This is a genomic window from uncultured Anaerococcus sp., from assembly GCF_963512375.1.
In the GTDB taxonomy this organism is placed as follows: domain Bacteria; phylum Bacillota; class Clostridia; order Tissierellales; family Peptoniphilaceae; genus Anaerococcus.
On record NZ_CAUPMI010000005.1, the window covers coordinates 92,929 to 115,463 of the forward strand.

20 protein-coding genes are annotated in these 22,535 nt (G+C 36.1%); 11 read left to right on the forward strand and 9 right to left on the reverse strand.

Annotated features, from left to right (window positions below; genetic code table 11):
- Positions 1 to 88 precede the first annotated feature (88 nt).
- The 7 genes from deoC to RRB46_RS03685 all read left to right on the forward strand — a co-directional run bounded on the left by deoC (position 89) and on the right by RRB46_RS03685 (position 7,499).
- Complete coding sequence (gene deoC / locus RRB46_RS03655) at positions 89 to 757, forward strand: deoxyribose-phosphate aldolase (RefSeq protein ID WP_296128482.1); 669 nt, start codon at positions 89 to 91, stop codon at positions 755 to 757.
- A 10-nt stretch (positions 758 to 767) separates the two neighbouring features.
- Entirely contained in the window at positions 768 to 1,943 is a 1,176-nt protein-coding gene (locus RRB46_RS03660) for a phosphopentomutase (protein ID WP_311537528.1), read from the forward strand.
- 9 nt (positions 1,944 to 1,952) lie between these two features.
- Complete coding sequence (locus tag RRB46_RS03665) at positions 1,953 to 3,155, forward strand: nucleoside transporter C-terminal domain-containing protein (RefSeq protein ID WP_311537529.1); 1,203 nt, start codon at positions 1,953 to 1,955, stop codon at positions 3,153 to 3,155.
- A gap of 10 nt (positions 3,156 to 3,165) precedes the next feature.
- Positions 3,166 to 4,467: a pyrimidine-nucleoside phosphorylase gene (locus tag RRB46_RS03670; RefSeq protein ID WP_311537530.1), complete on the forward strand. Its 1,302-nt coding sequence runs from the start codon at positions 3,166 to 3,168 to the stop codon at positions 4,465 to 4,467.
- 401 nt (positions 4,468 to 4,868) lie between these two features.
- On the forward strand, positions 4,869 to 5,861 hold the full coding sequence (locus RRB46_RS03675) for an ABC transporter substrate-binding protein (protein WP_296128507.1): 993 nt from the start codon (positions 4,869 to 4,871) through the stop codon (positions 5,859 to 5,861).
- A gap of 14 nt (positions 5,862 to 5,875) precedes the next feature.
- Positions 5,876 to 6,751: an ABC transporter permease subunit gene (locus RRB46_RS03680; protein ID WP_311537531.1), complete on the forward strand. Its 876-nt coding sequence runs from the start codon at positions 5,876 to 5,878 to the stop codon at positions 6,749 to 6,751.
- Positions 6,738 to 7,499, forward strand: coding sequence for an ATP-binding cassette domain-containing protein (locus RRB46_RS03685; protein WP_311537532.1), 762 nt, complete (start codon positions 6,738 to 6,740; stop codon positions 7,497 to 7,499). The genes RRB46_RS03680 and RRB46_RS03685 overlap by 14 nt, the downstream gene beginning before the upstream one ends.
- 125 nt (positions 7,500 to 7,624) lie before the next feature.
- Here RRB46_RS03685 and RRB46_RS03690 read toward each other — a convergent pair whose 3' ends face one another.
- The 7 genes from RRB46_RS03690 to RRB46_RS03720 all read right to left on the reverse strand — a co-directional run bounded on the left by RRB46_RS03690 (position 7,625) and on the right by RRB46_RS03720 (position 15,123).
- The gene (locus RRB46_RS03690) at positions 7,625 to 8,419 is read right to left on the reverse strand and encodes a metal ABC transporter permease (protein WP_311537533.1); all 795 of its coding nucleotides are present in this window, start codon (positions 8,417 to 8,419) and stop codon (positions 7,625 to 7,627) included.
- Positions 8,413 to 9,084, reverse strand: a complete 672-nt coding sequence (locus RRB46_RS03695) for an ATP-binding cassette domain-containing protein (RefSeq protein ID WP_311537534.1) — start codon at positions 9,082 to 9,084, stop codon at positions 8,413 to 8,415. The genes RRB46_RS03690 and RRB46_RS03695 overlap by 7 nt, the downstream gene beginning before the upstream one ends.
- A complete protein-coding gene (locus RRB46_RS03700; protein WP_296128520.1) occupies positions 9,081 to 10,445 on the reverse strand; it encodes a metal ABC transporter solute-binding protein, Zn/Mn family in 1,365 nt (454 codons plus the stop codon). Before RRB46_RS03700 ends, RRB46_RS03695 begins: the two co-directional genes overlap by 4 nt.
- Positions 10,429 to 11,112, reverse strand: a complete 684-nt coding sequence (locus RRB46_RS03705) for a ZinT/AdcA family metal-binding protein (protein ID WP_311537535.1) — start codon at positions 11,110 to 11,112, stop codon at positions 10,429 to 10,431. Before RRB46_RS03705 ends, RRB46_RS03700 begins: the two co-directional genes overlap by 17 nt.
- A gap of 875 nt (positions 11,113 to 11,987) precedes the next feature.
- Positions 11,988 to 13,517 carry an alkyl hydroperoxide reductase subunit F gene (gene ahpF / locus RRB46_RS03710; RefSeq protein WP_297687807.1) on the reverse strand — a complete coding sequence of 510 codons (1,530 nt, stop codon included), beginning with the start codon at positions 13,515 to 13,517 and terminating at the stop codon, positions 11,988 to 11,990.
- 2 nt (positions 13,518 to 13,519) lie between these two features.
- Positions 13,520 to 14,089: an alkyl hydroperoxide reductase subunit C gene (ahpC, locus tag RRB46_RS03715; RefSeq protein ID WP_296128529.1), complete on the reverse strand. Its 570-nt coding sequence runs from the start codon at positions 14,087 to 14,089 to the stop codon at positions 13,520 to 13,522.
- Between the two features lie 125 nt (positions 14,090 to 14,214).
- Entirely contained in the window at positions 14,215 to 15,123 is a 909-nt protein-coding gene (locus RRB46_RS03720) for a DMT family transporter (RefSeq protein ID WP_297687805.1), read from the reverse strand.
- A gap of 1,223 nt (positions 15,124 to 16,346) precedes the next feature.
- On the opposite strand from RRB46_RS03720, the gene RRB46_RS03725 reads away from it, so the two are divergent.
- From RRB46_RS03725 to pepF, 4 genes are read left to right on the forward strand one after another with little or no spacing between them, the layout of a single operon-like run.
- Positions 16,347 to 17,429, forward strand: coding sequence for a glycerate kinase (locus RRB46_RS03725; protein ID WP_311537536.1), 1,083 nt, complete (start codon positions 16,347 to 16,349; stop codon positions 17,427 to 17,429).
- 28 nt (positions 17,430 to 17,457) lie between these two features.
- Entirely contained in the window at positions 17,458 to 18,141 is a 684-nt protein-coding gene (locus tag RRB46_RS03730) for a rhomboid family intramembrane serine protease (protein WP_297687800.1), read from the forward strand.
- A 1-nt stretch (position 18,142) separates the two neighbouring features.
- Positions 18,143 to 18,958: a hypothetical protein gene (locus tag RRB46_RS03735; protein WP_297687798.1), complete on the forward strand. Its 816-nt coding sequence runs from the start codon at positions 18,143 to 18,145 to the stop codon at positions 18,956 to 18,958.
- Between the two features lie 11 nt (positions 18,959 to 18,969).
- The gene (pepF, locus tag RRB46_RS03740; protein ID WP_297687796.1) at positions 18,970 to 20,748 is read left to right on the forward strand and encodes an oligoendopeptidase F; all 1,779 of its coding nucleotides are present in this window, start codon (positions 18,970 to 18,972) and stop codon (positions 20,746 to 20,748) included.
- Positions 20,749 to 20,807: 59 nt separating this feature from the next.
- Here pepF and RRB46_RS03745 read toward each other — a convergent pair whose 3' ends face one another.
- Both RRB46_RS03745 and RRB46_RS03750 read right to left on the reverse strand, forming a co-directional pair.
- Complete coding sequence (locus RRB46_RS03745; protein ID WP_311537537.1) at positions 20,808 to 21,383, reverse strand: zf-HC2 domain-containing protein; 576 nt, start codon at positions 21,381 to 21,383, stop codon at positions 20,808 to 20,810.
- On the reverse strand, positions 21,373 to 21,864 hold the full coding sequence (locus RRB46_RS03750) for a sigma-70 family RNA polymerase sigma factor (protein WP_311537538.1): 492 nt from the start codon (positions 21,862 to 21,864) through the stop codon (positions 21,373 to 21,375). The genes RRB46_RS03745 and RRB46_RS03750 overlap by 11 nt, the downstream gene beginning before the upstream one ends.
- Positions 21,865 to 22,535: the final 671 nt, after the last annotated feature.

Consider the following 22,535-nt stretch of genomic DNA (forward strand, 5'->3'; position numbering starts at 1 on the left):
AAATGATGTAATATAAAAATATCAAAAGGAAATATAAGTCTAGACAAGAGGAAAACCTTTAACAATTTTAAAAAAGAAAGAGGAAATGATGGAAAATAAAGAAATTTTTGCCCATATAGATCACACTTTACTAAAAGCTTTTGCAAAATGGGAAGATATTAAAAAACTTTGTGATGAAGCTGTTGAGTATCAAACCGCATCAGTCTGCATACCACAAACCTATATAGAAAGAGTAAAAAAAGAATATGGTAATAAACTAACAATTTGTACAGTAATCGGCTTTCCTTTAGGTTATAACCTAACAGAATCTAAGCTTGTTGAGGCAAAAGAATCTATTGCCAAGGGTGCAAGTGAGATAGACATGGTAGTTAATATCTCTGATGTTAAAAATGGAGACTACAAAAAGGTTGAAGATGAGATTAGAGCTATAAAAGAAGTAGTAGGAGATAAGATTCTTAAGGTAATAATAGAAACCTGCTATCTTACAGAGGAAGAAAAAGTTGCTATGTGCGATGCTGTAACCAAGGCTGGAGCTGATTATATAAAAACCTCTACAGGATTTGGAACAGATGGAGCTAAGCTTGAAGATATAATTTTATTTAAAAAACACATAGGTAAAAATGTTAAAATTAAAGCAGCTGGTGGAGTTAGAACAAAAGAAGACCTAATAAGATTCCTAGAAGAAGGCTGCGATAGGATTGGAACAAGCTCTGCTATAAAAATGTTAAAGGGCGAAGAAAATAAATCAGATTATTAGGAAGTAAGAAATGAAAAATGATAAGAGAGTATTTTTAATAGTTTTAGATTCTTTAGGTATTGGAGAGATGCCTGATGCTGGAAAATATGGCGATGAGGGTAGCGATACCCTTGCTGCTATTGTAAAGAGTGATAAATGCTATGCACCAAACTTAGAAAAACTTGGGTTTTTCAATATAGAAGGTGTTAGCTGTAAAGAAAGTGTGGAAAATCCTAAAGGATCTTTTGCAAGACTAGCTGAAGCATCAAATGGTAAGGATACAACAACAGGTCATTGGGAGATGGCAGGTATCATTTCAGAAAAACCATTTCCAACCTTTCCTAATGGATTTCCAGAAGATTTCCTAGAAGAATATTCAAAAAGAGTTGGTAGAAAGATTCTTTGCAATAAACCATATTCAGGAACAGAAGTTATTAAAGATTATGGTAAGGAACATTTGGAAACAGGAGCCCTAATAGTTTATACTTCAGCTGATTCAGTCTTCCAAGTAGCAGCTCACGAAGATCTTGTTGGTCTTGATGAACTATATCGTTGCTGTGAAATTGCAAGACAGATGCTCCAGGGAGATATGGCTGTAGGTAGGGTTATAGCAAGACCTTTTGTAGGTGAGCTTGGATCTTTTGAAAGAACAAGGAATAGACACGACTACGCCCTAAATCCAACAGGACCTATTATCATGGATGATTTAGTAAAAAATGGCTATGATTCAATAGGGGTGGGAAAAATATATGATATTTTTGCTGGAAAATCAGTTCCTGAAACATATAAGATGAAAGATAATATAGATGGTATGAATATCACTCTTGATCTTTGTGATAAGGATTTCAATGGTTTATGTTTTGTAAATTTAGTTGACTTTGATATGATTTATGGTCATAGAAATGATGTAGATGGCTATGCTCAAGCTTTTTCTGATTTTGATAAGCAATTAGGACAAATGATTGAAAAGCTTAGGGAAGATGATATTGTTATAATCACAGCAGATCATGGATGTGACCCATCAACTCCTTCTACAGACCACTCTAGAGAATATGTTCCGATGTTAATTTTTGGAGATAAGATTAAGTCGGGAGTTGACCTTAAGACCAGAAAGACTTTTGCTGATATAGGCAAGACTATTGCTGATATTTTTGAAATAGAAAGTCCTATCCCTGGTGAAAGCTTCTATGATGAAGTTAAAAAATAGGAGTATCTTATGAAATTATTATTAAATATCTTGGGAATAGTACTTGTAATTGCCTTTATGTTTGCTATTTCCATGAATAGAAAGGCTGTTAATACTAAGAGAATTTTGACAGCCCTCCTTGCTCAGTTTATTATAGCGGGTCTGCTAGTAAAATTGCCTCAAGGAAGGGCTGCTATTGCAGCCATAAGTAAGGTTGTAGAAAAGGTTTTATCTTATGGTAGCCAGGGTATTCAATTTGTATTTGGATCTTTAGGAGACCCTGCAGCTAGTTCGGGCTACATTTTCGCCTTCCAAACCCTAACAAATATTATATTTATTTCCTCTCTTGTAGCTGTTTTATTCTATACAGGAATCTTGGGATTTGTAGTTTCTAAGATTGGATGGGTAATTGGTAAGTTATTTAAGACATCAGAAGTTGAATCCTTTGTAGCTGTAGCTAATATGTTTTTAGGTCAAACAGACTCACCAATCCTTGTTGCTAAATATTTAAACTTCATGACAGAAAGTGAAGTGATGCTTGTTCTTGTTTCTGGTATGGGCTCTATGTCTGTATCAATTATAGCAGGATATGTTGCCCTAGGCATCCCTATGGAATCACTCCTTATAGCATCTACAATGGTTCCTGTTGGCTCAATCCTTCTATCTAAAATCGTTTGTCCACAAACAGATAAAATCCAAGAGTTGGGAGAGATAAAGATGGATAGGAAGGGCAATAACGAAAATGTACTAGATGCCCTAGCAAGTGGTGCCCTTGATGGAATGAACATGGCAATGGCTATCGGAGCAAGTCTTATAGCTATAATTTCTATAGTTGCTTTAATAAATGGAATTTTGGGAATATTTAATATCTCCCTAGAAACAATACTTTCATATGTATTTGCACCTATGGGTTATTTAATGGGCCTTGAAGGCAAAGAAGTACTAACAGCAGGAGAGCTTTTGGGTTCAAAACTTATTTTAAATGAGTTTGTAGCCTTTGGTAAGCTTGGACCAATGCTTGCCGATATGAGCGAGAGAACAGGTTTGATGCTAGCTGTATCCCTAGCTGGTTTTGCAAATGTAAGCTCAATAGGAATTTGTATATCAGGTATATCAGTACTTTGTCCAGAAAAAAGACCAATACTTGCTAAACTTGCCCTAAGAGCGATGCTTGCAGGTTTTTGTGTCAGTGTACTATCAGCTTTAATAGTTGGAATTTGGTTAATATTTTAAGGAGATAATAATGAGATTTATAGACATAATTGAAAAAAAGAAAAATAAAGAAGAACTAACAGATCAAGAAATACAATTTTTTATAGATAAGGTAACTGATGGAAGTGTTGAAGATTACCAAATAGCAGCTCTTCTTATGGCGATTAGACTAAATGGTATGACAGATCATGAAATAGCTAAGCTTGCAGAAGCAATGATGCATTCTGGAGATGTAATTGACCTATCAGAAATTGATGGTATCAAATCAGATAAGCACTCAACAGGAGGGGTAGGGGATAAGACCTCAATGGCACTTGGAGCAATGGTTGCAGCTTGTGGCCTTAAGCTTGCTAAGATGAGTGGTAGGGGATTAGGACACACAGGTGGAACCCTTGATAAGTTAGAGTCTATAGATGGATTCAATATTTCCTTAACAGAAGAAGAATTTAAAAAACAAGTAAATGAAATAGGCCTAGCTATAATTGGCCAAACAGGAGATTTGGTGCCAGCAGATAAGAAGCTTTACGCCTTAAGAGATGTTACAGCTACAGTAGATTCAATCCCACTAATAGCTTCATCAATCATGTCCAAAAAGCTAGCATCAGGCTCTGATACAATCCTTCTTGATGTAAAATATGGTGAGGGCGCCTTCATGCACACTATAGAAGATGCTAAGAAGCTTGCGAAAGCAATGATTTCTATAGGAAATAGCCTGGGTAGAAATACTATGGCTATGATAACAGATATGAATCAACCACTTGGAAATACAATAGGTAATGCCCTTGAAGTAAGAGAAGCTGTTGAGACTGTAAAGGGTCATGGACCAAAAGACTTTACAGAACTTTGTATGTGTGCTGGTGAAATAATGCTAATGCAAGCAGGAAAGGCAGAAAACAAAGACCAAGCAAGAAAAATGCTAGAAGAGGCAGTAGCATCAGGCAAAGCCTACGAAAAACTAGAAAAAATGGTAGAATACCAAGGCGGAAATGTAGAGCAAATTAGAAATACAGATCTTCTTCCACAAGCCAAATATCAAACAAAAATGCTAGCCAAAGAAGAAGGCTACATCGAAAGTATCCACTCAATGGGACTTGGTATCCAAGCTATGAAACTTGGAGCAGGTAGGGCTAAGAAAACTGATCCAATCAACTATGCAGTAGGCCTAGAAATGAATGCCAAAAAGGGAGATTATGTAAAGGTAGGAGACCTTCTTTGCACAGTATATCATGATACAGAACTTAGCGAAGAATGGATAGAAGACTTCTACAATACTTTTGCTTTCACTGACCATGAAGTAGAACCAATTCCAATAGTAGAAGAAATAATTAAATAACAAACTGGGGCTTCTATAGCCCCTTTTTTGTAGGCTATTACTAATAATTATTAAGAAAATTAAATAAAAATTTGACAAAAATTATATCCTGATGTATTATCTAACTAACAAATAAATGTGATTACAGAAAGACAGTTTATATGAATTATCTTAGAGAAGAGACGCTTGGTGAAAGTCTTATAAGGATTATCTACTTATTCCCTCTGTATGCAGAATAGCCGAAATTAGTAAGCTATTACGGAAGCTACCGTTATCAGAAGCAAGAAGTTGATAGACTTCTGTTAAGGTAATCTTTTAGATTATAAACTTAGGTGGTACCACGAATTTACACTCGTCCTATATGGACGGGTTTTTTTTATTGGTCAAGCTAAGATCTATCAAATAAATTTTGGGAGAAGAAAATGAAAAACTTACTTAAAAAAATCACAAGCCTAGCCCTTGGAGCAATCTTACTTGCTTCTTGTGGGGCAAAGTCAAATGAAGAAGCAAAAACAGATGCAAAAAGCGGAGGAAAGCTTACAATTGGCATAGTCCAAATAGCTGACCATCCATCCCTAGATGCTGCAAGAGAAGGCTTTATAGAAAAGCTTGATGAGGCAGGTCTTGACTATGAATTAGTAGATCATAGGGCAAATGGTGATTTGGCCCTCATTCCTCAATTTGCATCTGATTTAAAAAATAAAAAGGCAGACCTAATCTACACCATAGGTACACCAGCAGCTCAGGGAGTAGCTAATGCTATAACTGACCTACCAATCCTATTTTCAGCTGTAACAGACCCTATTGGGGCTGGTCTTGTAGATGAAAATACCAAGGTTGGGGCAAATATCACAGGGGTAAGCGATTATGTAGAGCCAGGTAAGCTCATAGATGATTTCTTAAAATTATATCCAGAAACAAAGACCTTTGGCACAATCTATAACACCAACGAGCAAAACTCTGTAGTTCAAATAGAAGCCTTAGAGAAGGCTCTAGATGAAAGAGGCCTAAAGCTTGAAAAACAAGGGGTTTCAACTATAAACGACATCCCACAAGCAATATCATCCCTAAAGTCTAAGATAGATGCCATGTTTACAGTTACAGATAATGTAGTTGTAAATGCTATGCCAGTCCTATCTGAAAATTTAAACAAGGATAAAATCCCATCCATAGCCTGCGATGAAGGGTCGGTAGAAAATGGAGCCCTAATTTCAGAAGGAGTTAACTACAAGGACTGTGGCAAGAAGGTCGGAGAGATGGCTGTATCTATCCTAAAGGATGGAAAAGCTATAAAAGACATCCCTTACCAAGATGCTGAAAGTCTAAAAACCTTAGTAAATAAAAAGACAGCAGAAATCCTTGGACTTGACTTAAATAATGAAGTCCTAAAGGATGCAGAATATATCGAAAAATAAGAAAGAGAGAAAAAATGACTGGACTATTAGGGTCCTTGGCCACATCAACAGAGATTGGATTAATCTTTGGAATCTTGGCCATGGGCTATATGCTATCATATAAAATATTAGAATATTACGACCTATCCCTTGAAGGGTCTTATCCAATGGGAGCTTTCCTCACAGCGGTAATAATTGCAAAAGGCCTAAATCCCCACCTCGGCTTAGTCTTATCAAGCATAGGCGGGGGCTTGGCAGGATTTTTGACCTATATCTTATACAAAAAAGTCAAGGTCCAACCCCTCCTAACAGGTATCCTTACCTTAACCATCCTCTATTCCCTAAATTTGAGGATAGGCGGGGCAAGCAACATTCCAATTGCCCAATACCCATCGATTTTTGGATCACTTCCTAAATGGACAGTCCTTCTTGGCCTTGTAATTATCATAAAGCTTGGCCTAGACTATTTCCTAAGAAGCGAGCAAGGATATCTCTTAAAGGTCACAGGCAATAATAGAAAGCTTGTCAAATCCCTAGGAAAGGACCCAGATACTTACGTGGCCCTCGGCCTAATCTTATCCAACGCTCTCATAGGACTTTCCGGAGGACTTATGGCAAATTACCAAGGTTTTGCAGATATAGGCATGGGGACAGCCATGATTGTAACAGGAATCGCTTCAATTATAATTGGCGATACCCTTGGCAAAAATTCATCAAAGCTTAGGGACACTAGCAAGGCAATCATAGGTGCTATAATTTATAGGATAATATCTGGTATTGCAATTTATTTGGGCTTAAATCCAAACGACCTAAAGCTAATCACAGCCTTAATTGTAATAGCCTTCATAGCCTACAATAACTACCTAGCAGGAGCTAAGCATAGAAAGTTGGTAAAAAATGTTGGAAATTAGAAATATTTCAAAGACCTTTAACCCAGGAACAGAAGAAGAAAATACCATATTCAAAGACTTCTCCCTCAAGGTAGAAGAAGGCATTGCCACAACAATCATAGGTCCAAATGGCTGTGGCAAGTCAACCCTCATGAGGATAATCTCTGGAGCTCTACCTGTCGATGGGGGGTCAATTTTAATAGATGGGGAAGATGTAACAGGCCTTAGTGAGGAAAAAAGAGCAGCCTACATCGGCAAGGTAAGCCAAGATCCCAAAGATGGGGTGGCAACAAACCTAGATATTTACGAAAATATGGCCCTATCCCTCAAAAAGTCAGGCAAATTCACCCTCAAATCCCTAAGGAAAAACGCTAATGAAAAAGAAATTATCGAAAGACTTAATAGTTTAAATCTAGGACTTGAATATAAGCTTCACACCAAGACTGGACTCTTATCAGGCGGCCAAAGGCAATCCCTAGCCCTCCTTATGGCCACAAATATCAGGCCTAAACTCCTTCTTTTGGACGAGCACACAGCAGCCCTTGACCCAAAGACAAGTAGAAATGTCATGGATAAGACTAGGAGCCTAATCGACACAGAAAAAATCACCACCCTCTTAATCTCCCACAACCTAAGAGATGTAGTAAGATATTCCGACAGGATAATCATGCTAAATAAGGGACAAATTGCCCTAGATGTGAGGGCCAAAGATATAAGAGAAGATGAACTTATAAGGTCTTATAAGGAAATCCTCGGAGAAAATAATTAGAAAAACTGGCTAAGCCCTTAATCATTTTGATTAGAGCCTAGCCAGTTTTTATATAAAGGGGTAAACAATTTATCTTATAAAAATAAGTTAAGTCTTGAAATAAAAGGAGGGTTCAAGTTATTTACCTATTTTTTTGAAATTTTTTTATATAGAGCAAATATCGCCATTCCCAAAATTGCATTTACTACTATAGCGCCACCTGGTTTGATATCAAAATTGTAAGACATGATTATTCCCACCATCATGTAAATTACACCCAGTATAGTAGTTATGAAAAATGTCTGCTTGTAGGATTTAGCAACTATAAGGGCTGTAGCCACAGGGAGCACTATCAGGCTTGTAACCATCAAAGCTCCGATTATCTTAACAGAAAGGGCTATTGTTATAGCTGCAAGTAGGGTAAAGACAGCATCAAGGGCTTGAACTTTAACTCCAGAAAGTCTTGCGGTATTTGGATCTATAGCTATAGCCAAAAGGGCTGAATATCTGCTAACAGAAAGAATTATAACAAAGATAAATACTAAGGAAGTATTTATAATATCAGCGCTTGTAACCGATGAAATCGAACCAAAAAGATAGGATTCAAAGGAATTTCCGCCTGGTGCAAAATCTGAAAGAATTGCCGCTATACCAAGGCCTGTTGACATTATTACAGCTGTTGCCATATCTCCATATTGTGGGAATTTCTTTCTAATTAATTCAATTAGGAAGGCTGCCAACACACAAATAATAGCAGATCCTAGGAGTGGGTCAAAACCAAGAATTAAACCCATACCAACTCCAGCAAGAGCGGTATGCGATAGGGCATCGCCTATCATAGAAGTCTTCCTATTGACCATGACAATTCCTATAATAGGAATCATAATTGAAAGGAGGAAGCCTAAAAATAAAGCTTTTCTCATAAATGCAAATTCTAACATTCTATTAGCCTCCCTTCTGACATTTCGTATTTTTTCATATTCAACTTAAGACTTTCCATTTCCTTTAATTCATGAGTAACCATAACTATAGTAATTGAGAATTTTTCTGAAAGTATGTCTATAGTTTCAAAGAAATTCTCCTTACTTTCCTTATCAACCCCGGCTGTAGGTTCGTCTAGAATTAGGATTTGGGGATTATTAATCATTGCCTTGGCAATCATAGCTCTTTGAGCAAGGCCGCCAGACAATTCATTAACTGGTGTGTTTATATAATCTTCCATACCCATCTTAATAAGGATATCTTTAGCCTTTTGGTAATGGGATTTTTTGGGGATTTTAATAAAGCCAAAATCCTCATAGAGGTTTAAAGATACAAGCTCTAAACAAGTTATAGGAAAGGATATTTTGTTGACTATATTTATTTGGGGAACATAACCTATATCTTTGTATGACTTATAATCTTCGATATTTTTCCCCAAAATTTGAATACTTCCTGTATCTTTCTTTAATTCTCCCAACATCAATTTTATTAAAGTTGACTTACCGCTACCATTGCCACCAAGTATAAGTGCTAAATCTCCCATTTCTAGACTAAAATCACAAGATTTTATGACGGGGATTTTATTATAGCCAAAGGTAAGATTTTTTATTTCTATCGCTTTCATTTTTCCTCCTCGACCATAGAATTGTAGAGATTTTCTAGGTTCATACGCATCAAATCAATGTAATTTTGATCCTTTTCCTTTTGTTCCTTGCTTAAATATTCCATAGAGGCAAGGGGAGAAACCTTACCGCCAATTTCTTCTGCAAGGGCTTTTGCCTGTTTAGGATTTTGTCCATATTCATAAAAGACTGTTGAGATGTGGTGATAATCAGAAAAATCAATTGCCTTTTTTATTGTCTTAAGACTTGGGCTTTCAATACTAGTTAGACCTTGGAGAGGGTACTGGGTTAAGTCAAAGTCTCTAGCTATATAGGCGTAAGCATAGTGGAGGGTTAGGAAATTTTTCCTTGCCTTATCAAGCTTAGAGAACTTCTCTTTATATTCTGCATCTATATCTGTCAACTGATCTACGTATTTTAATTTGTTTTTTCTGTAAAGTCTTTCATTTTCTGGATATTTTTCTACTAGCTTTTCCTGGATTGCATTTAGGTATCTCTTGGCATTTACAATAGATAGCCAAGAATGGGGATCATAGGTAATCTTATCAAAACCTGATGAGGATCCTTCCATAAGGGATTCTTCCTTGCCTTCATCTTTTAGGATTCTGCCCTTGCCATCCATGAGATTATATGGCAGCAAATCTTCACTAATCCTATCTGAAATGAAAATCCACTTGCCTCCTTCAGGGAAGTTGAAAAATACTTCGCCAGATTCATGACCCATTTCAATTCCATAAACCTTGCCTTCCTCTACATCATTGGTAGATTTTTGTGGGACAAGTTCACCTTTTTGGCTCATAATTTCCTTAGCCTTCTTGACTAAGTCTTTTTGATTAAGGCCCTCATCTTTAATAAAAGCAACTCTCATCACATCTTCATGAGTATGACCGAAGTCGATTTTATTTTTGCCAGCTTCTACTTCAATTCTTGATAAGTATTGAAAATCACCGATTGCTGCAGCACCCTTATAGGTAATAAGGTCCACAGAATCTGAAAGCTTAAGGATATCAAGATTTGGAAGATTTTCCCTAACAGTATCAAGCCAAGGCTCCATATTTGCCCCATTTACAACTAATAAATCACATGAGGCTAGTTTTTTCATATCCTTTGGACTAGGTTCCCAAATATGGGGATCCTTATCCAAAGGCATAAAGCTTTTAACATTGATAGTATCTCCACCAATCATCTTCGTAAGGTCATTTACCGGATAAAAGGAAGTGTAAACTAAAGGGGAATCACTTGTTTTTTTAACATCCTTAGAACATCCGCTGACAAGTATTAAGACAAGGAGCGAAAATACTATTGAAAAATTCTTCTTAATTCTACTAAGATCGAGGGATAGTATCCTATTCAGTAATTTCATCTATTATTTGTTGATCTGTAGAAGTAGGTTTTACAAATGTTGGGTACCAGCCTTCTTCCTTAAGTAGGCTATCCTTATCATCACCATATCTCATATGGAAGTGGGTTAGAGTTTCTTCACCATGGATAGGCATCATCATAAGAACCTTGTAAGGAGCATCTTCGTTTGTAGCTTCAAATATATCCCATTCAAGTTTGTGTCCACCGTGCTCAACTTCTACTTTTTCTTTGTATTTGTAATCTGCTTCACCTATTACCTCGCCCTTAGCTTCAGGGAATTCTTTTAGGAATTTAACATGGTCGCCAGAGATTTCAAGACCGCCAAAGTCACATTTTCTCTTCTTAAGATAAGCTTCCTTAGCGCTAGCTTCATCAGTATTTTCTTTTTCTGCTAAAGTCTTGTAAGCTTCTTGGATTTCAGGTTTTTCTAGATATCCGCCCATGCCGTTCCATTGGCCTTCCCAATCAGCCATGCTTACTTCTTCAGCAGGCTTTTCAGCTTCTTTAGCTTCTTCAGCTGGTTTTTCTTCTTTAGCTGTTTCTTCAACCTTTGTTTCAGCCTTAGTATCTTCTTTGGTTTTTGTATCAGCTGCATCTTTTTGGCAAGCAGAAAGAACAAGTCCTAATGAAAGTAGGGCTGCAATAGTATATTTATTTTTGTTTTTCATAGTTTCACCTCATAAATTTTTATTAATTGTTAATCGACTAACTGACATTGATAATAATAACACTTATCATCCAAAAAGTCAAGAGTGATTTGCATTATCAATCGAAATTAATATTTTAACAAAAAATATTTTTTCTAACAATACCTTCAAAAGCTCGTAAATAAGCGCTATATTCTAGGTTAGATTGAAAATAATGTTAGAAGCTAAATTTTCTTAAGTTTAGAAAAATATAGTAAAAAGAGAAATAGTTTATATAATTTTTCATAAAACATAAGATAAAAAAATTTCTTGTTGATCATTAAGCATTAAATAATTATTAGCATATCGCTGAATAAATTTATAGGAAAGCTAAGATAATAATTTATTTAAGAGGAAGTGAAATTATGAAAAAGATAAAGCTAGATTTGATATTTAGAAAAGTTTATTATTTTTCTATGCTTACTAGATTATATATTTGAATTACTGATAGATTTTTGTTGAAATTATTTTTTGATAAAATTTCGATAAATAAAGCAACCCCACTACTATGCAAAACAAAGTAGTGGGATTGCTTTATTTATAATTTATATACTAACATAAATTTAATAAGGCAAATAATACAATTAATTCAGGGGTAAGTATATGAAAAAAGATAAGTTTAAAATTATAAAGGATAAATTGTACTTCTTTTCTATTTTTGTTATTCTTTCTTTACAATTATCAAAAACTCACAATTTCCTTGAAAAATCAATATATTCTATACTATTCGTGGAAAGCGAATTTTATTTATCAGTGGTGATGAAAATTAGCAAAACCCAGCTAGTCCTCATAACAAAGTAGTAATAAAAAAGACAGGATTCATTTTTGACCTGAACCTGTCTTTTCTATCTCTAAATTTATTTTCTCATTAGGTAGTTGAATGCACCAAGGGCTGCTGTTGCGCCAGATCCTGCTGCTATTACTATTTGCTTGAAGAGCTCTTCTGTCACATCTCCTGCTGCAAAGATGCCTTCTACATTTGTAGACCCATCTGCGGATGTGATGATTTCTCCTCTTTGGCTTAGGCTTACTTCAGATTTTTCAAGCCATTCTGTATTTGGTACAAGACCTACTTGGATAAAGCAGCCAGCTATATCAAGCTTGTGGTCTTCTCCAGAAATCCTATCTGTATATTCTAGGTTTTCTAGCCTGTTAGAACCGTAGAGGCCTGTGGTTTGGGCATTGGTTATGATTTCTACATTTGAAAGGGATTTGACCTTCTTTTGTAGGACCTCATCAGCCTTTAGCTCTGGAAGGAATTCAAGGACTGTTACATGGCTAACCATGCCTGCTAGGTCGATTGCAGCCTCAATTCCTGAGTTACCTCCGCCAATTACTGCTACATTCTTGCCCTTAAAGAGTGGGCCGTCGCAGTGGGTACAATAGGCTACACCCTTGTTTCTAAATTCAGTCTCTCCAGGGATGCCGATGAGTCTCCACCTAGCTCCTGTGGCAATTATTGCAGTTTTTGATTCAAGCTTAGCCCCATTGTCTAGGTTGATTTCAATATTAGAATCTTTCTTTTCAATATTTTCTGCAAGGGCACCTGTCATTATATCAACATCTAAAGCCTTAACTTGCTCTTTCATTTGATTCATAAATTCAGGGCCTTCTGTATATTTAAAGCCTGGTATATTTTCTATAGAAAGAGTCTCATTGACTTGGCCACCAAATTCGCTGGCAATTATTCCTGTCTTGATTCCCTTTCTAGCTGCATAAATAGCCGCTGTTGCTGCTGCTGGACCTCCACCTACTATTAGGACATCAAAAAGTCCCTTATCAGCAAAGTGGTTGGCATCTATCTTTGAGCCTAGCTTATCAAGGATTGTCTCGATTGATTGCTTGCCGCCCTCAAAGAAGTCCCCATCCTTAAAGATGGCAGGAACTGCAAGGACATCACGACCTTCTGCTAGGTCTTGGAACATTGATCCTTCAATCATTGTGTGATTTACAGAAGGATTTAGGATGGCCATGATATTTAGGCCTTGGACAACATCTGGACAATTGTGGCAAGAAAGAGATACGATTGTCTCAAAATCACAGCCGTCAAGGGCTTTTATCCTAGCCTTTATACTTTCATCAACCTTTGGCTCTATTCCTCCAACTTGTAAAAGGGCAAGGGCAAAGGAAGCAAATTCGTGGCCTAGAGGAAGGCCTGCAAAGGCTATATGCCCGTGGTCAAATTCGCCCTTAAGGTCAAAGGATGGCTTGTAAGTAAGGTCTTTTTCCTCAACCTTAATCTTTGACGAAAGACTTGCTACATCGTCTATAAATTCCTTAACTTTTTTGGAATTTTCGCTATTATCAACAGAAAGCCCAATAGTGACCTCCCCTTTGAGGAGGTCAAGGTATTGGGCTAGCTGGGTTTTTAGATTATTATCTAACATTATTAGATTTTACCTACTAGGTCAAGTCCTGGTGTAAGGGTTGCGCTTTCTTCTGATTCCCATTTAGCTGGGCAAGCCTCGCCTGGGTGAGCTGCTATATATTTTCCAGCCTTAACCTTGTTTATATTTACATTAGCCTTTCTACCGATGCCATCAGCGTTGATTTCAACAGTTTGGATGACATTTTCTGGGTCGAGAACAAGAGTAGCTCTGTGAGCCTTGCCTGATTCATCAAGTAGGTCTAAAGCTCTTGTTAAATCCTTATTAGAATCGCCAATCATTGTGTATTCAATCTTGCCTATAGCTTCAGAATTATCATGCCAAGCCTTGTGAACAAAGTGTGTATCAACAGATACTGAGTAAACTTCAGCACCAAGTTCTTTAAGCTCTGCGTATGATTCTTGCATATCTTCAAGCTCTGTAGGGCATACAAAAGTAAAGTCAGCTGGGTAGAAGATAAGAACAGTCCAAGAACCCTTTAGGTCCTCATCTGTCACCTTTATAAATTCTTCCTTAGCTGGATTGTATGCGTCAAGTTCAAATTGTGGTAATGTTTTTCCGATTAAAGCCATAATTTTCTCCTTTTTATTTATATTCTATAATAATAATTATAATCATTCTAATTTAAAAAGTCAAGGGAAATAGTTTTTATAAAAATTTGCATAAAAAAAGCCTTCGCCATAAGCGAAAGCTAAATTTATGCTCTTTTCTTTTTAGTATTTAAAATCAAAGACCCTGATAAAACTAAAATCATACCGATAGCAAGATTTGTAGTAAAAGTCTCTCCTAGTATTATAACTGATAGGACAGATCCAAAAAGTGGGACAAAGAGCTTGTAAATTCCAAATTCTCCTGCCGAGTGGTTCATAAGGACAATTGTCCAGATGCTAAAGGCGGTGGCTGAAATAAAGGCAGCATATAAAAGTAAGATGGCAGCCTTGGCTGTAAATACCAGACTTCCTTCCTTAAGTATAGATCCCGTTATTATAAGGATAGTCGACCCTATCAAAAATTGGACCCCTGTCATGATATAGGCGTTTTGGCCCTGGCCATATTTTCTAACAAGGACTGTACATAGGGCGTTGATTGTAGTTGATAAAAGAATCAAACCCTCACCAGTCAGCTTAAGTGGGCTATCTCCTGCTTCCTTGCCCATATTTGTGACAATAATACCGGCAGTACCCATGATAAGGGCAATGATAATTCTCTTGTCAATCTTATCACCTGGAAGTAGGAAAAATGAGATGATAACCACTATAAAGGAATTTGCTGACTGGATAATAGATGACTTAACACCCGCAGTATTTGATAGACCTATATAGTAGCACATATACTGGATAAAGGTCTGGATAAGACCCAAAATTATAATGAATTTCCAGTTAATCTGACTCTTGTCTACTACATCTTTATTAAAAATCTTAAAATATATAAGGGTAATAATCCCTGCCATAAAAAACCTAATTCCCGCTATAAGAATCTTAAGACCTGTATCAGTACTAGCCACAGCAAGCTCTATATAGGTAGTCTTAATAGTAGGAATAGCCGATCCCCAAAGGAACATGGCAAAGATAGAAAATATAATAGCTGTTTTCTTATTTTTTAACAAATTCTCCTCCTGAAATTAATAACTTACTATTTAACTTTACCAAATAAAGAGAATATAGCAAAAATTAACTAATTTTAAAGGAGTATGAGATATATCAGTTATAAGGCTTCCTCGATATGACAGGTAGGAAAAAGGGAAATATGCAAGATAAGAAAATAAGAATATTTAAGGATAAAAATTTATTCAGCACTACGACCCTTCCTTTTCGAACGTAGTGAGAAAACTCTTGGTTCTTTATATATGTAAGGTTTTGTGGGTACATCGGTTATAGGTGGCTATTTAGATTATTATAGATATTAAAGGCTGCTATATAAAAGATACGAAATAAGCTATTTACAATCCATGCGACTCATAAAAATAAAGATGGGATATCACGGTCGTAAAGCTTCTTTGATATGGCAGAGAACAAGCCAGTCTCACGGTACTCCCCTTTCGAAGGCAGTGAAAATCAAGCCCATCCGGCTTTATGAGGACCATGGTTCTTTATTTATTGGGCTTCGTATATACATCGGCTACAGGTGCTTATTAAAATTATCTCAAACCTACATAACTTATGTTCTAACATCTTTGGAAACATACTTTTCATCTACCCATGCGACAACATACTATTTGTCTATCCATGCGACTCACAAAAATCAATGCTCCTATTCGTCGCATCAATTTTTATTCGCTGCATAAGGTTCTTCATACATTTAGGCTTCAGGACTCCGTCATTTGCTAAATGTTGAGAACCGCAAAAATATTGCTTACAATATTTTTGCTACCATTAAATAGAGCCATTAGCTAAATACTAATGGCCCTGATGGTTGAAATCATATGTAGATTTCATGAGTTAAACAGCTAATGGTAAGCTAGATATCGCAGGCGATATCTAGCTGATCTACACTATTTTTCAATTTTGAAAAATAGATGTAGAACCTTATGTAATTTTTTATCGGAGATGCGACGAATAGGAGCATCGTAGATAAAAACATTACTTTCCTCAGCTAGCCCTTTCGTCTGTTGCATATAAATAGAGCCATTAGCTAAATACTAATGGCCCTGATGGTTGAAATCATTATGTAGATTTCATGAGTTAAACAGCGAAAGTTTCTTAACCTTCTTAATTAGTATAGCAGCAAATAGCTAATTTGTAAAGTTTTTTGCCTTTATTTTTGAATAAGTCCTTTTTCTTTAATAAATTTTAATTTTCTAGGGTATATATTATAAGGATGGGAGATAAGATGAAAATATTAATTGGAATTGATTCTATAAAAACTTTTGAAAATTCCGTTGAAATCGGAAATGTTTTTAAAAACAATATGAATGAAGATGTGACTGTCATGCCCTTTTTGGATGGGGGTGATGGAACTGTTGAAGCTATGCAGGCTGTGATTAAGGGGAAATATAAATATGTCAATGTACATAATCCCCTAAATGATGTGATCACAGCCAGATACATACTTAAGGATGATTTGGCTGTTATGGAGATGGCTGAGTCTTCTGGAATTAGGCTTCTGTATAAGGAAGAGCTCAGGGTTATGGAGTCTTCTTCTCTTGGTTTTGGGGAGATGATTCTTGATGGCCTTAATAATGGGGCCAAGTCCTTTTATATAGGTATCGGAGATACTGCTACTAACGATTTGGGTATGGGTATGCTCTATGCCTTGGGGGCTAGGTTTTATGATCCTGATGATAGAGAACTTAATCCTATTGCCGAAAATATGGAAAGGGTGGCTAGGGCTGATATTTCTGGCCTTGATAGGAGGCTTAGAGATGTTAAGATTGTCATAGCTACATCCACCTTTAAGACTCTTTTTGGTGAAAATTCTTTCCTTGAGGATAGGGTCTACAGAAAGGGCGCTAGCGACCTTGATACGGCTAGGCTTTTTAAGGGGTCTAAGAATTTTAAGAAGATTATCGAAGATGAACTTGGTACAGGCTCTGTAGATATGCCAGGCCTTGGTTCTGGTGGTGGAGTGGCTTGGGCCCTTTATCTCTTCTTTAAGACCAAGATTACTAAGTCTATGGACTTTATGATGAAGACCCTTGATTTTGAAAAGCTAATAAGGGATAAGGATGTCCTTATTTTAGGTGAAAATGTAGAGCAATTTGGGGCCTATTCATCTCAAAATGTGGCTAAACTTGCTAAAAGATATAACAAGGACCTTGAGATTATCTTTCTTGAAGATGCCTCTAATAAGAAGGTTGAGGATAAGGGAGATTTTGATAAGATTATTTCTTACAAGCTTGGGGATACTTTTGATAGGCAGGATATGTATAAGGAAATAGGCTCTCTTGCCAAAAGGGTTGCGACCTTGCTTTAATTGAGAGGATAAGAGGTATAATCATCTTATGAATATTAATTTAGAAAGACTTAGCCAAGCTAAGGTCACATCGGCTTTGATGATTATTAATGTGATTGTCTTTGTGCTTATGAGCCTTAGCGGTGGTAGTGAAAGTATTGAAAATTTGATAAAATTTGGTGCAAATTCCAAGATTCTCGTAGGTCAAGGGGATTGGTGGAGGCTTTTTACGGCTTCTTTTATCCACATAGGATTTTTTCATATTATGTTTAATATGTATTTCCTTTACAATATCGGTCCTATATTTGAAAGGCTATATGGATCTGTTGGATTTCTTATAATCTACCTAGTCTGCGGGATTTTTGGTAACCTTGTTTCTTACGCTTTTGGCGATGTCTATACGGTATCTGCTGGGGCATCTACTAGTCTTTATGGGCTTTTGGGTATAGCTATCGGCATGATGCTTGTCTATAGGGATGATGCCATCCTCCATAGTTTTGGGGCAAGCTTTGTGTCAATAGTTGTAATTAACGTGATCTATTCCTTCCTTATGCCTGGAGTGGGCGTTCTTGGCCACTTGGGCGGTTTTGTGGGAGGATTTATCCTTGCCAATGCCTTGCCAGTTGTTGGAAGAGACCTATCTATTCCTAGACAAGTTGTGGCAGGTCTAGCTACATTAGCTTTGGCCTTTATCCTTATAAGGATAGGCAATAAGTCGCTTTTAGGAGTCTGACATGAAAAAAATATTGATTTTGGGTATCCTTTTGACATTGACCTCTTGCGGTTTTGAATCAAAGGCAGAATTTGAAGCCAAAAACACTCCTAAAAAATCCGAAGAGATTGAATTTCCAGAGATAAAATACCTGCCATCTACAAATTCAGGTTCATCTAGCCTTGATTTTGAAGAAACTTATGGCAAGGGCAAGATGGGATCTGCAGTAGCTATAGAAGATGCTATCGGATTTTTAAAGGATTTTGGTCTAGGGGATAATTATCTAGGTATATCTGTTCTTGAGTCATCATATTCACCAGACTCTTTTTCTGCTGTTTTATCTTTTGAGAAGAACGACCAATTGGTAGAAAAGGAATATGGACCAGTCATAAGCCCAGGTGGTTTATTTTCTAAGGTGTCATTTGATGTAATAGAATCTGACTCAGGACCTGTCCTACTAGCTAGTCAGGTCGTAATAAATGAGGATTCTACATCTTCGGCATATTTTCTATACAATAAATATATGTCGCTAATAGATTCCTTTAAATTTGAAAATTCCTTACAAGATCCTACAACCAAGGTCTATAGGCTAGGCAATCTACTAGAAACTAAGCAAGGCCAAGCCCATGACCTAGAAGGTCTCATAGGAGATAGGCTAGGTGCAGAAGATGACCACCTAGGAGAAATCCTAACAGCTTATAACATAAAATACAAAAAAATAAAGGCGAGCCTAGACGGCGATGAGATTTCTGTAGGAAATATGCCTAGCGACCCTAAAAATAAGATATTAACTATAAAATATGAAAATGAAAAAGGTACAATATTAAATATAAAATAGGAGGATATTTAATGCAAAGAAACGAAATAGAAGAAAGATTAAAATGGGACACTTCATCCATTTATGAGAATGATGAAGATTTTTATAAAGACATAGAAGAGATAAAGGCTCTTGTAGACAAACTTACATCTTATAAGGGAAAAATCACATCAAGCCTTGAAAATTTCAAGGCCTACCTCAAATTAGATGAAGAATTTTCTAGAAAGATGGAAAAGGCCTATGTATTTTCATCCCTAAAATCAGATGAAGATACCAGGGTAACCAAGTACCAAGAAATGAGCCAAGTAGCTCAAAATACATGGGTAGGAGCATCAAGTGCCCTTTCATTTGTACAACCAGAGCTCTTATCAACAGATAAAAAAGTTATAGATAAATACCTAGAAGATAGTGAAATTTCATACCTAAAACACTATTTTGACGATATTTTCAGAAACAAAGACCATGTCCTAGATGAAAATGGAGAAACAATCTTAGCAGCCTTTGGCAAGCTAAAGAATAACCCACAAAACACCTACATGATCTTTAATAACGCCGACCTATCCTTCCCAAGTGTAGAAAAGGATGGCGAAGAGATAAGATTATCTGATGCTAACTTCGTAACCCTCCAAGAAGACCCAGATAGGGACTTCAGACGCCAGGTTTATGAGAAATATTACAAGACCTACAGACAATACTCAAACACCCTAGCATCAACTCTAGATGGTGAATTTACAGCTCATAACGTAGAAGCGAAATTAAGAAAATTCTCATCAGCAAGAGAAATGTCACTTTTCAAAAACAACCTTCCAGAAGAAATTTATGACAATCTCCTAGAAGTAGTTCATGAAAATAGTGACATCCACAGAGACTACACCACACTTAGAAAAGAATACTTAGGCGTAGATGACCTAGGCTTCCACGATATCTATGTGCCACTAGTAGAAGACTATGACAGAAAAATCGAATTTGACGAAGCAAAAGAAATAGTCCTAGCAGCTATAGCACCACTTGGTGAAGAATATGTAAAAGTTGCAAGAGAAGGTTTTGAATCAAGATGGTTTGACGTTATGCCAAACGAAGGCAAGAGATCTGGTGCCTATTCATCAGGATCTTATGATACCCAACCATTCATCTTACTAAATCACACCAACACCATAAATGACGTATTTACAGTAGTTCACGAGCTAGGCCACTCTATGCATTCCTACTACACAAGATCAACCCAACCATACCAATATGGTTCATATTCAATCTTTTTAGCAGAAATAGCATCAACAACCAACGAGCTTCTATTATTAGATTACATGCTAAAACATAGTCAAAGCGAAGAAGAAACAAAATATCTCCTAAACTATTTTGTAAACCAATTCAAATCAACAGTATTTAGACAAACAATGTTTGCAGAATTTGAACACAAGGTAAATAAATTAGTGGAAGCAGGAGAACCAATCCCAGCAGAAAGACTACACGCAATCTACAAAGACCTAAACGAAGAATTATTCGGCAAAGACATAGAAGTAGATGACTATATAGCAGCAGAATGGGCAAGAATCCCACACTTCTACATGTTCTACTATGTATTCCAATACGCAACAGGCTTCATGAGCGCAGTAGCCCTAAGCCAAAAAATCCTACACGGAACAGACGAAGATAGAAAAGCTTACCTAAACTACCTAAAAGCAGGCGAAAGCGAATATCCACTAGAAGTCCTCAAAAAAGCAGGAGTCGACATGACAAACAAAGAAGCCATGGAATCTGCCATGGATGTAGCAAGAAAGGCTATGAAGGACTTAAGAGAAGCAATATTATAATAATAAACGAAAAACACCCTTCTTACTCAAGTAAAGAGGGTGTTTTTGCATGTAAATATTTATTTGTCCTTCTTCTCCCATAAAACATTGCCATTCTCATCGTAGACCTTATCAACTTTTTCAAGTTCAACAAGATCATTGTCATATTGTTCATTCCTATACAAAGGTCTTATATACCTAGTCCAAGGGGTTTGCCAGAATTTTATTGTCCAGATTTTTTGGTTTTCCCAAGAGCCGTTGGCAGAAAATAAGATTCCACCCTTGCCTTGGTATTTCATCATTAGATAATCGTCTTTTTCATAAAACTCCATCTTAGCTGGGTCAACTGGCAGGTCATAATGGTTTACAAAAATAAATCCACTCACAGAAAGCCCTATTATAAGGATAGTCCCCAAGACCCTTGTTATAATTTTTTTAGAAAGATTTGCCTTAAGATATTCAATAGGTTTAAGATCAGATTTTCTAAGGTCTTTACTAGAAGGGATTTTAACTTCACCAGATAATTTTTCGTAATATTTTTTGCAAGACTCACAATTATTTATGTGGTCTTCTACGAATTTTTTAGAATTATCGCTTAATAAATCATCTATATAAAGAGGCATCAAGTCTTTAACTATATCACAATCATATTTCATTATTTTTCTCCAAATAATCTATAATCATATTCTTAGCCCTGTAAAAAGTAACCCTAGCCCGGGTGTTTGTCTTGCCAAAAATCTTGCCAATGCTCTTATAATCTAGTTCTCCAAAGACCCTGAGATTAAAAACCTCCTTGTAGGGCTCTTTCATAGAATGAAGAAAGATATGGACCCTAAGAGCTAGGTCCTTATCAGCAAGGTTTTCGACAAAAGAAATTTTATCATCAGCGACCCTGCTTAGATCAAAACCATCACTCATCCTTTTATGTTTCCTATAATAATCATATAGGCAATTTCTGGCAATGGTAAAAAGCCAGGCCCTAATATCAACAGACCCGTCAAACTTATCAATCTTATCAAGGGCCTTGGCAAAGGTCTCGTGGCAAATATCAATTGCCAAGTCACTATCAGAGCAAAGGCTCAAGGTAAACCTATATACATCCTTGTTGTAATCTTCATAAATCTTGGCAAAATCCATCTATATCTCCTTAAATCTACCAAATATTCTACCTCCTTAATAGAGCCTTCTAATATAATAACGAATGAATATTGAAAGTGTTACAAATATTAGAAGATTCTAAATGACAAATAATACATATATATAGAAGGTATAAAAAAATAATAAGAAAATATAAAAAAATGTCAAAAATCATTTGACATAAATAAAAAAAGCTAGTACATTATATAGGCACGAGATATGGAAGTGCTTATAAGTCAAAAAAATATTTAAAAAAATATTTGACAAGCAAAGAAATATATCGTATACTAATATTAATGCTGCTGAAGGTATTTATCGGAAAAACTTAAATATTTTAAAAAAACTTCAAAAAATATTTGACAAGATAAAAACTTCGTGGTATTATATAAGAGTCGCAACAAGTTAGCGACACTGAACCGGAATAAAATATAATAATAAGATAATCAAGGTTGATTATTAAACTTCTATTATATATAGAAAAAAATAATTACTTTGGAGAATAACAACTATAACCTAGTTAAATTTCTTTACAGTAAATGATTCTTGATATACAAGAATATAAATCACGCATTTGATTAAGTCAAGTGTAAATGAAAAGAGTCTTGATCAAAGACTTTCATACAAATTTTTTATGAGAGTTTGATCCTGGCTCAGGATTAACGCTGGCGGCG

What these genes read in the sequence shown, in the direction of transcription:
- deoC (WP_296128482.1), top strand. Translation starts at nt 89, where the DNA reads ATGGAAAATAAAGAAATTTTTGCCCATATAGATCACACTTTACTAAAA.
- RRB46_RS03660 (WP_311537528.1), top strand. Translation starts at nt 768, where the DNA reads ATGAAAAATGATAAGAGAGTATTTTTAATAGTTTTAGATTCTTTAGGT.
- RRB46_RS03665 (WP_311537529.1), top strand. Translation starts at nt 1,953, where the DNA reads ATGAAATTATTATTAAATATCTTGGGAATAGTACTTGTAATTGCCTTT.
- RRB46_RS03670 (WP_311537530.1), top strand. Translation starts at nt 3,166, where the DNA reads ATGAGATTTATAGACATAATTGAAAAAAAGAAAAATAAAGAAGAACTA.
- RRB46_RS03675 (WP_296128507.1), top strand. Translation starts at nt 4,869, where the DNA reads ATGAAAAACTTACTTAAAAAAATCACAAGCCTAGCCCTTGGAGCAATC.
- RRB46_RS03680 (WP_311537531.1), top strand. Translation starts at nt 5,876, where the DNA reads ATGACTGGACTATTAGGGTCCTTGGCCACATCAACAGAGATTGGATTA.
- RRB46_RS03685 (WP_311537532.1), top strand. Translation starts at nt 6,738, where the DNA reads ATGTTGGAAATTAGAAATATTTCAAAGACCTTTAACCCAGGAACAGAA.
- RRB46_RS03690 (WP_311537533.1), bottom strand. Translation starts at nt 8,419, where the DNA reads ATGTTAGAATTTGCATTTATGAGAAAAGCTTTATTTTTAGGCTTCCTC.
- RRB46_RS03695 (WP_311537534.1), bottom strand. Translation starts at nt 9,084, where the DNA reads ATGAAAGCGATAGAAATAAAAAATCTTACCTTTGGCTATAATAAAATC.
- RRB46_RS03700 (WP_296128520.1), bottom strand. Translation starts at nt 10,445, where the DNA reads ATGAAATTACTGAATAGGATACTATCCCTCGATCTTAGTAGAATTAAG.
- RRB46_RS03705 (WP_311537535.1), bottom strand. Translation starts at nt 11,112, where the DNA reads ATGAAAAACAAAAATAAATATACTATTGCAGCCCTACTTTCATTAGGA.
- ahpF (WP_297687807.1), bottom strand. Translation starts at nt 13,517, where the DNA reads ATGTTAGATAATAATCTAAAAACCCAGCTAGCCCAATACCTTGACCTC.
- ahpC (WP_296128529.1), bottom strand. Translation starts at nt 14,089, where the DNA reads ATGGCTTTAATCGGAAAAACATTACCACAATTTGAACTTGACGCATAC.
- RRB46_RS03725 (WP_311537536.1), top strand. Translation starts at nt 16,347, where the DNA reads ATGAAAATATTAATTGGAATTGATTCTATAAAAACTTTTGAAAATTCC.
- RRB46_RS03730 (WP_297687800.1), top strand. Translation starts at nt 17,458, where the DNA reads ATGAATATTAATTTAGAAAGACTTAGCCAAGCTAAGGTCACATCGGCT.
- RRB46_RS03735 (WP_297687798.1), top strand. Translation starts at nt 18,143, where the DNA reads ATGAAAAAAATATTGATTTTGGGTATCCTTTTGACATTGACCTCTTGC.
- pepF (WP_297687796.1), top strand. Translation starts at nt 18,970, where the DNA reads ATGCAAAGAAACGAAATAGAAGAAAGATTAAAATGGGACACTTCATCC.
- RRB46_RS03745 (WP_311537537.1), bottom strand. Translation starts at nt 21,383, where the DNA reads ATGAAATATGATTGTGATATAGTTAAAGACTTGATGCCTCTTTATATA.
- RRB46_RS03750 (WP_311537538.1), bottom strand. Translation starts at nt 21,864, where the DNA reads ATGGATTTTGCCAAGATTTATGAAGATTACAACAAGGATGTATATAGG.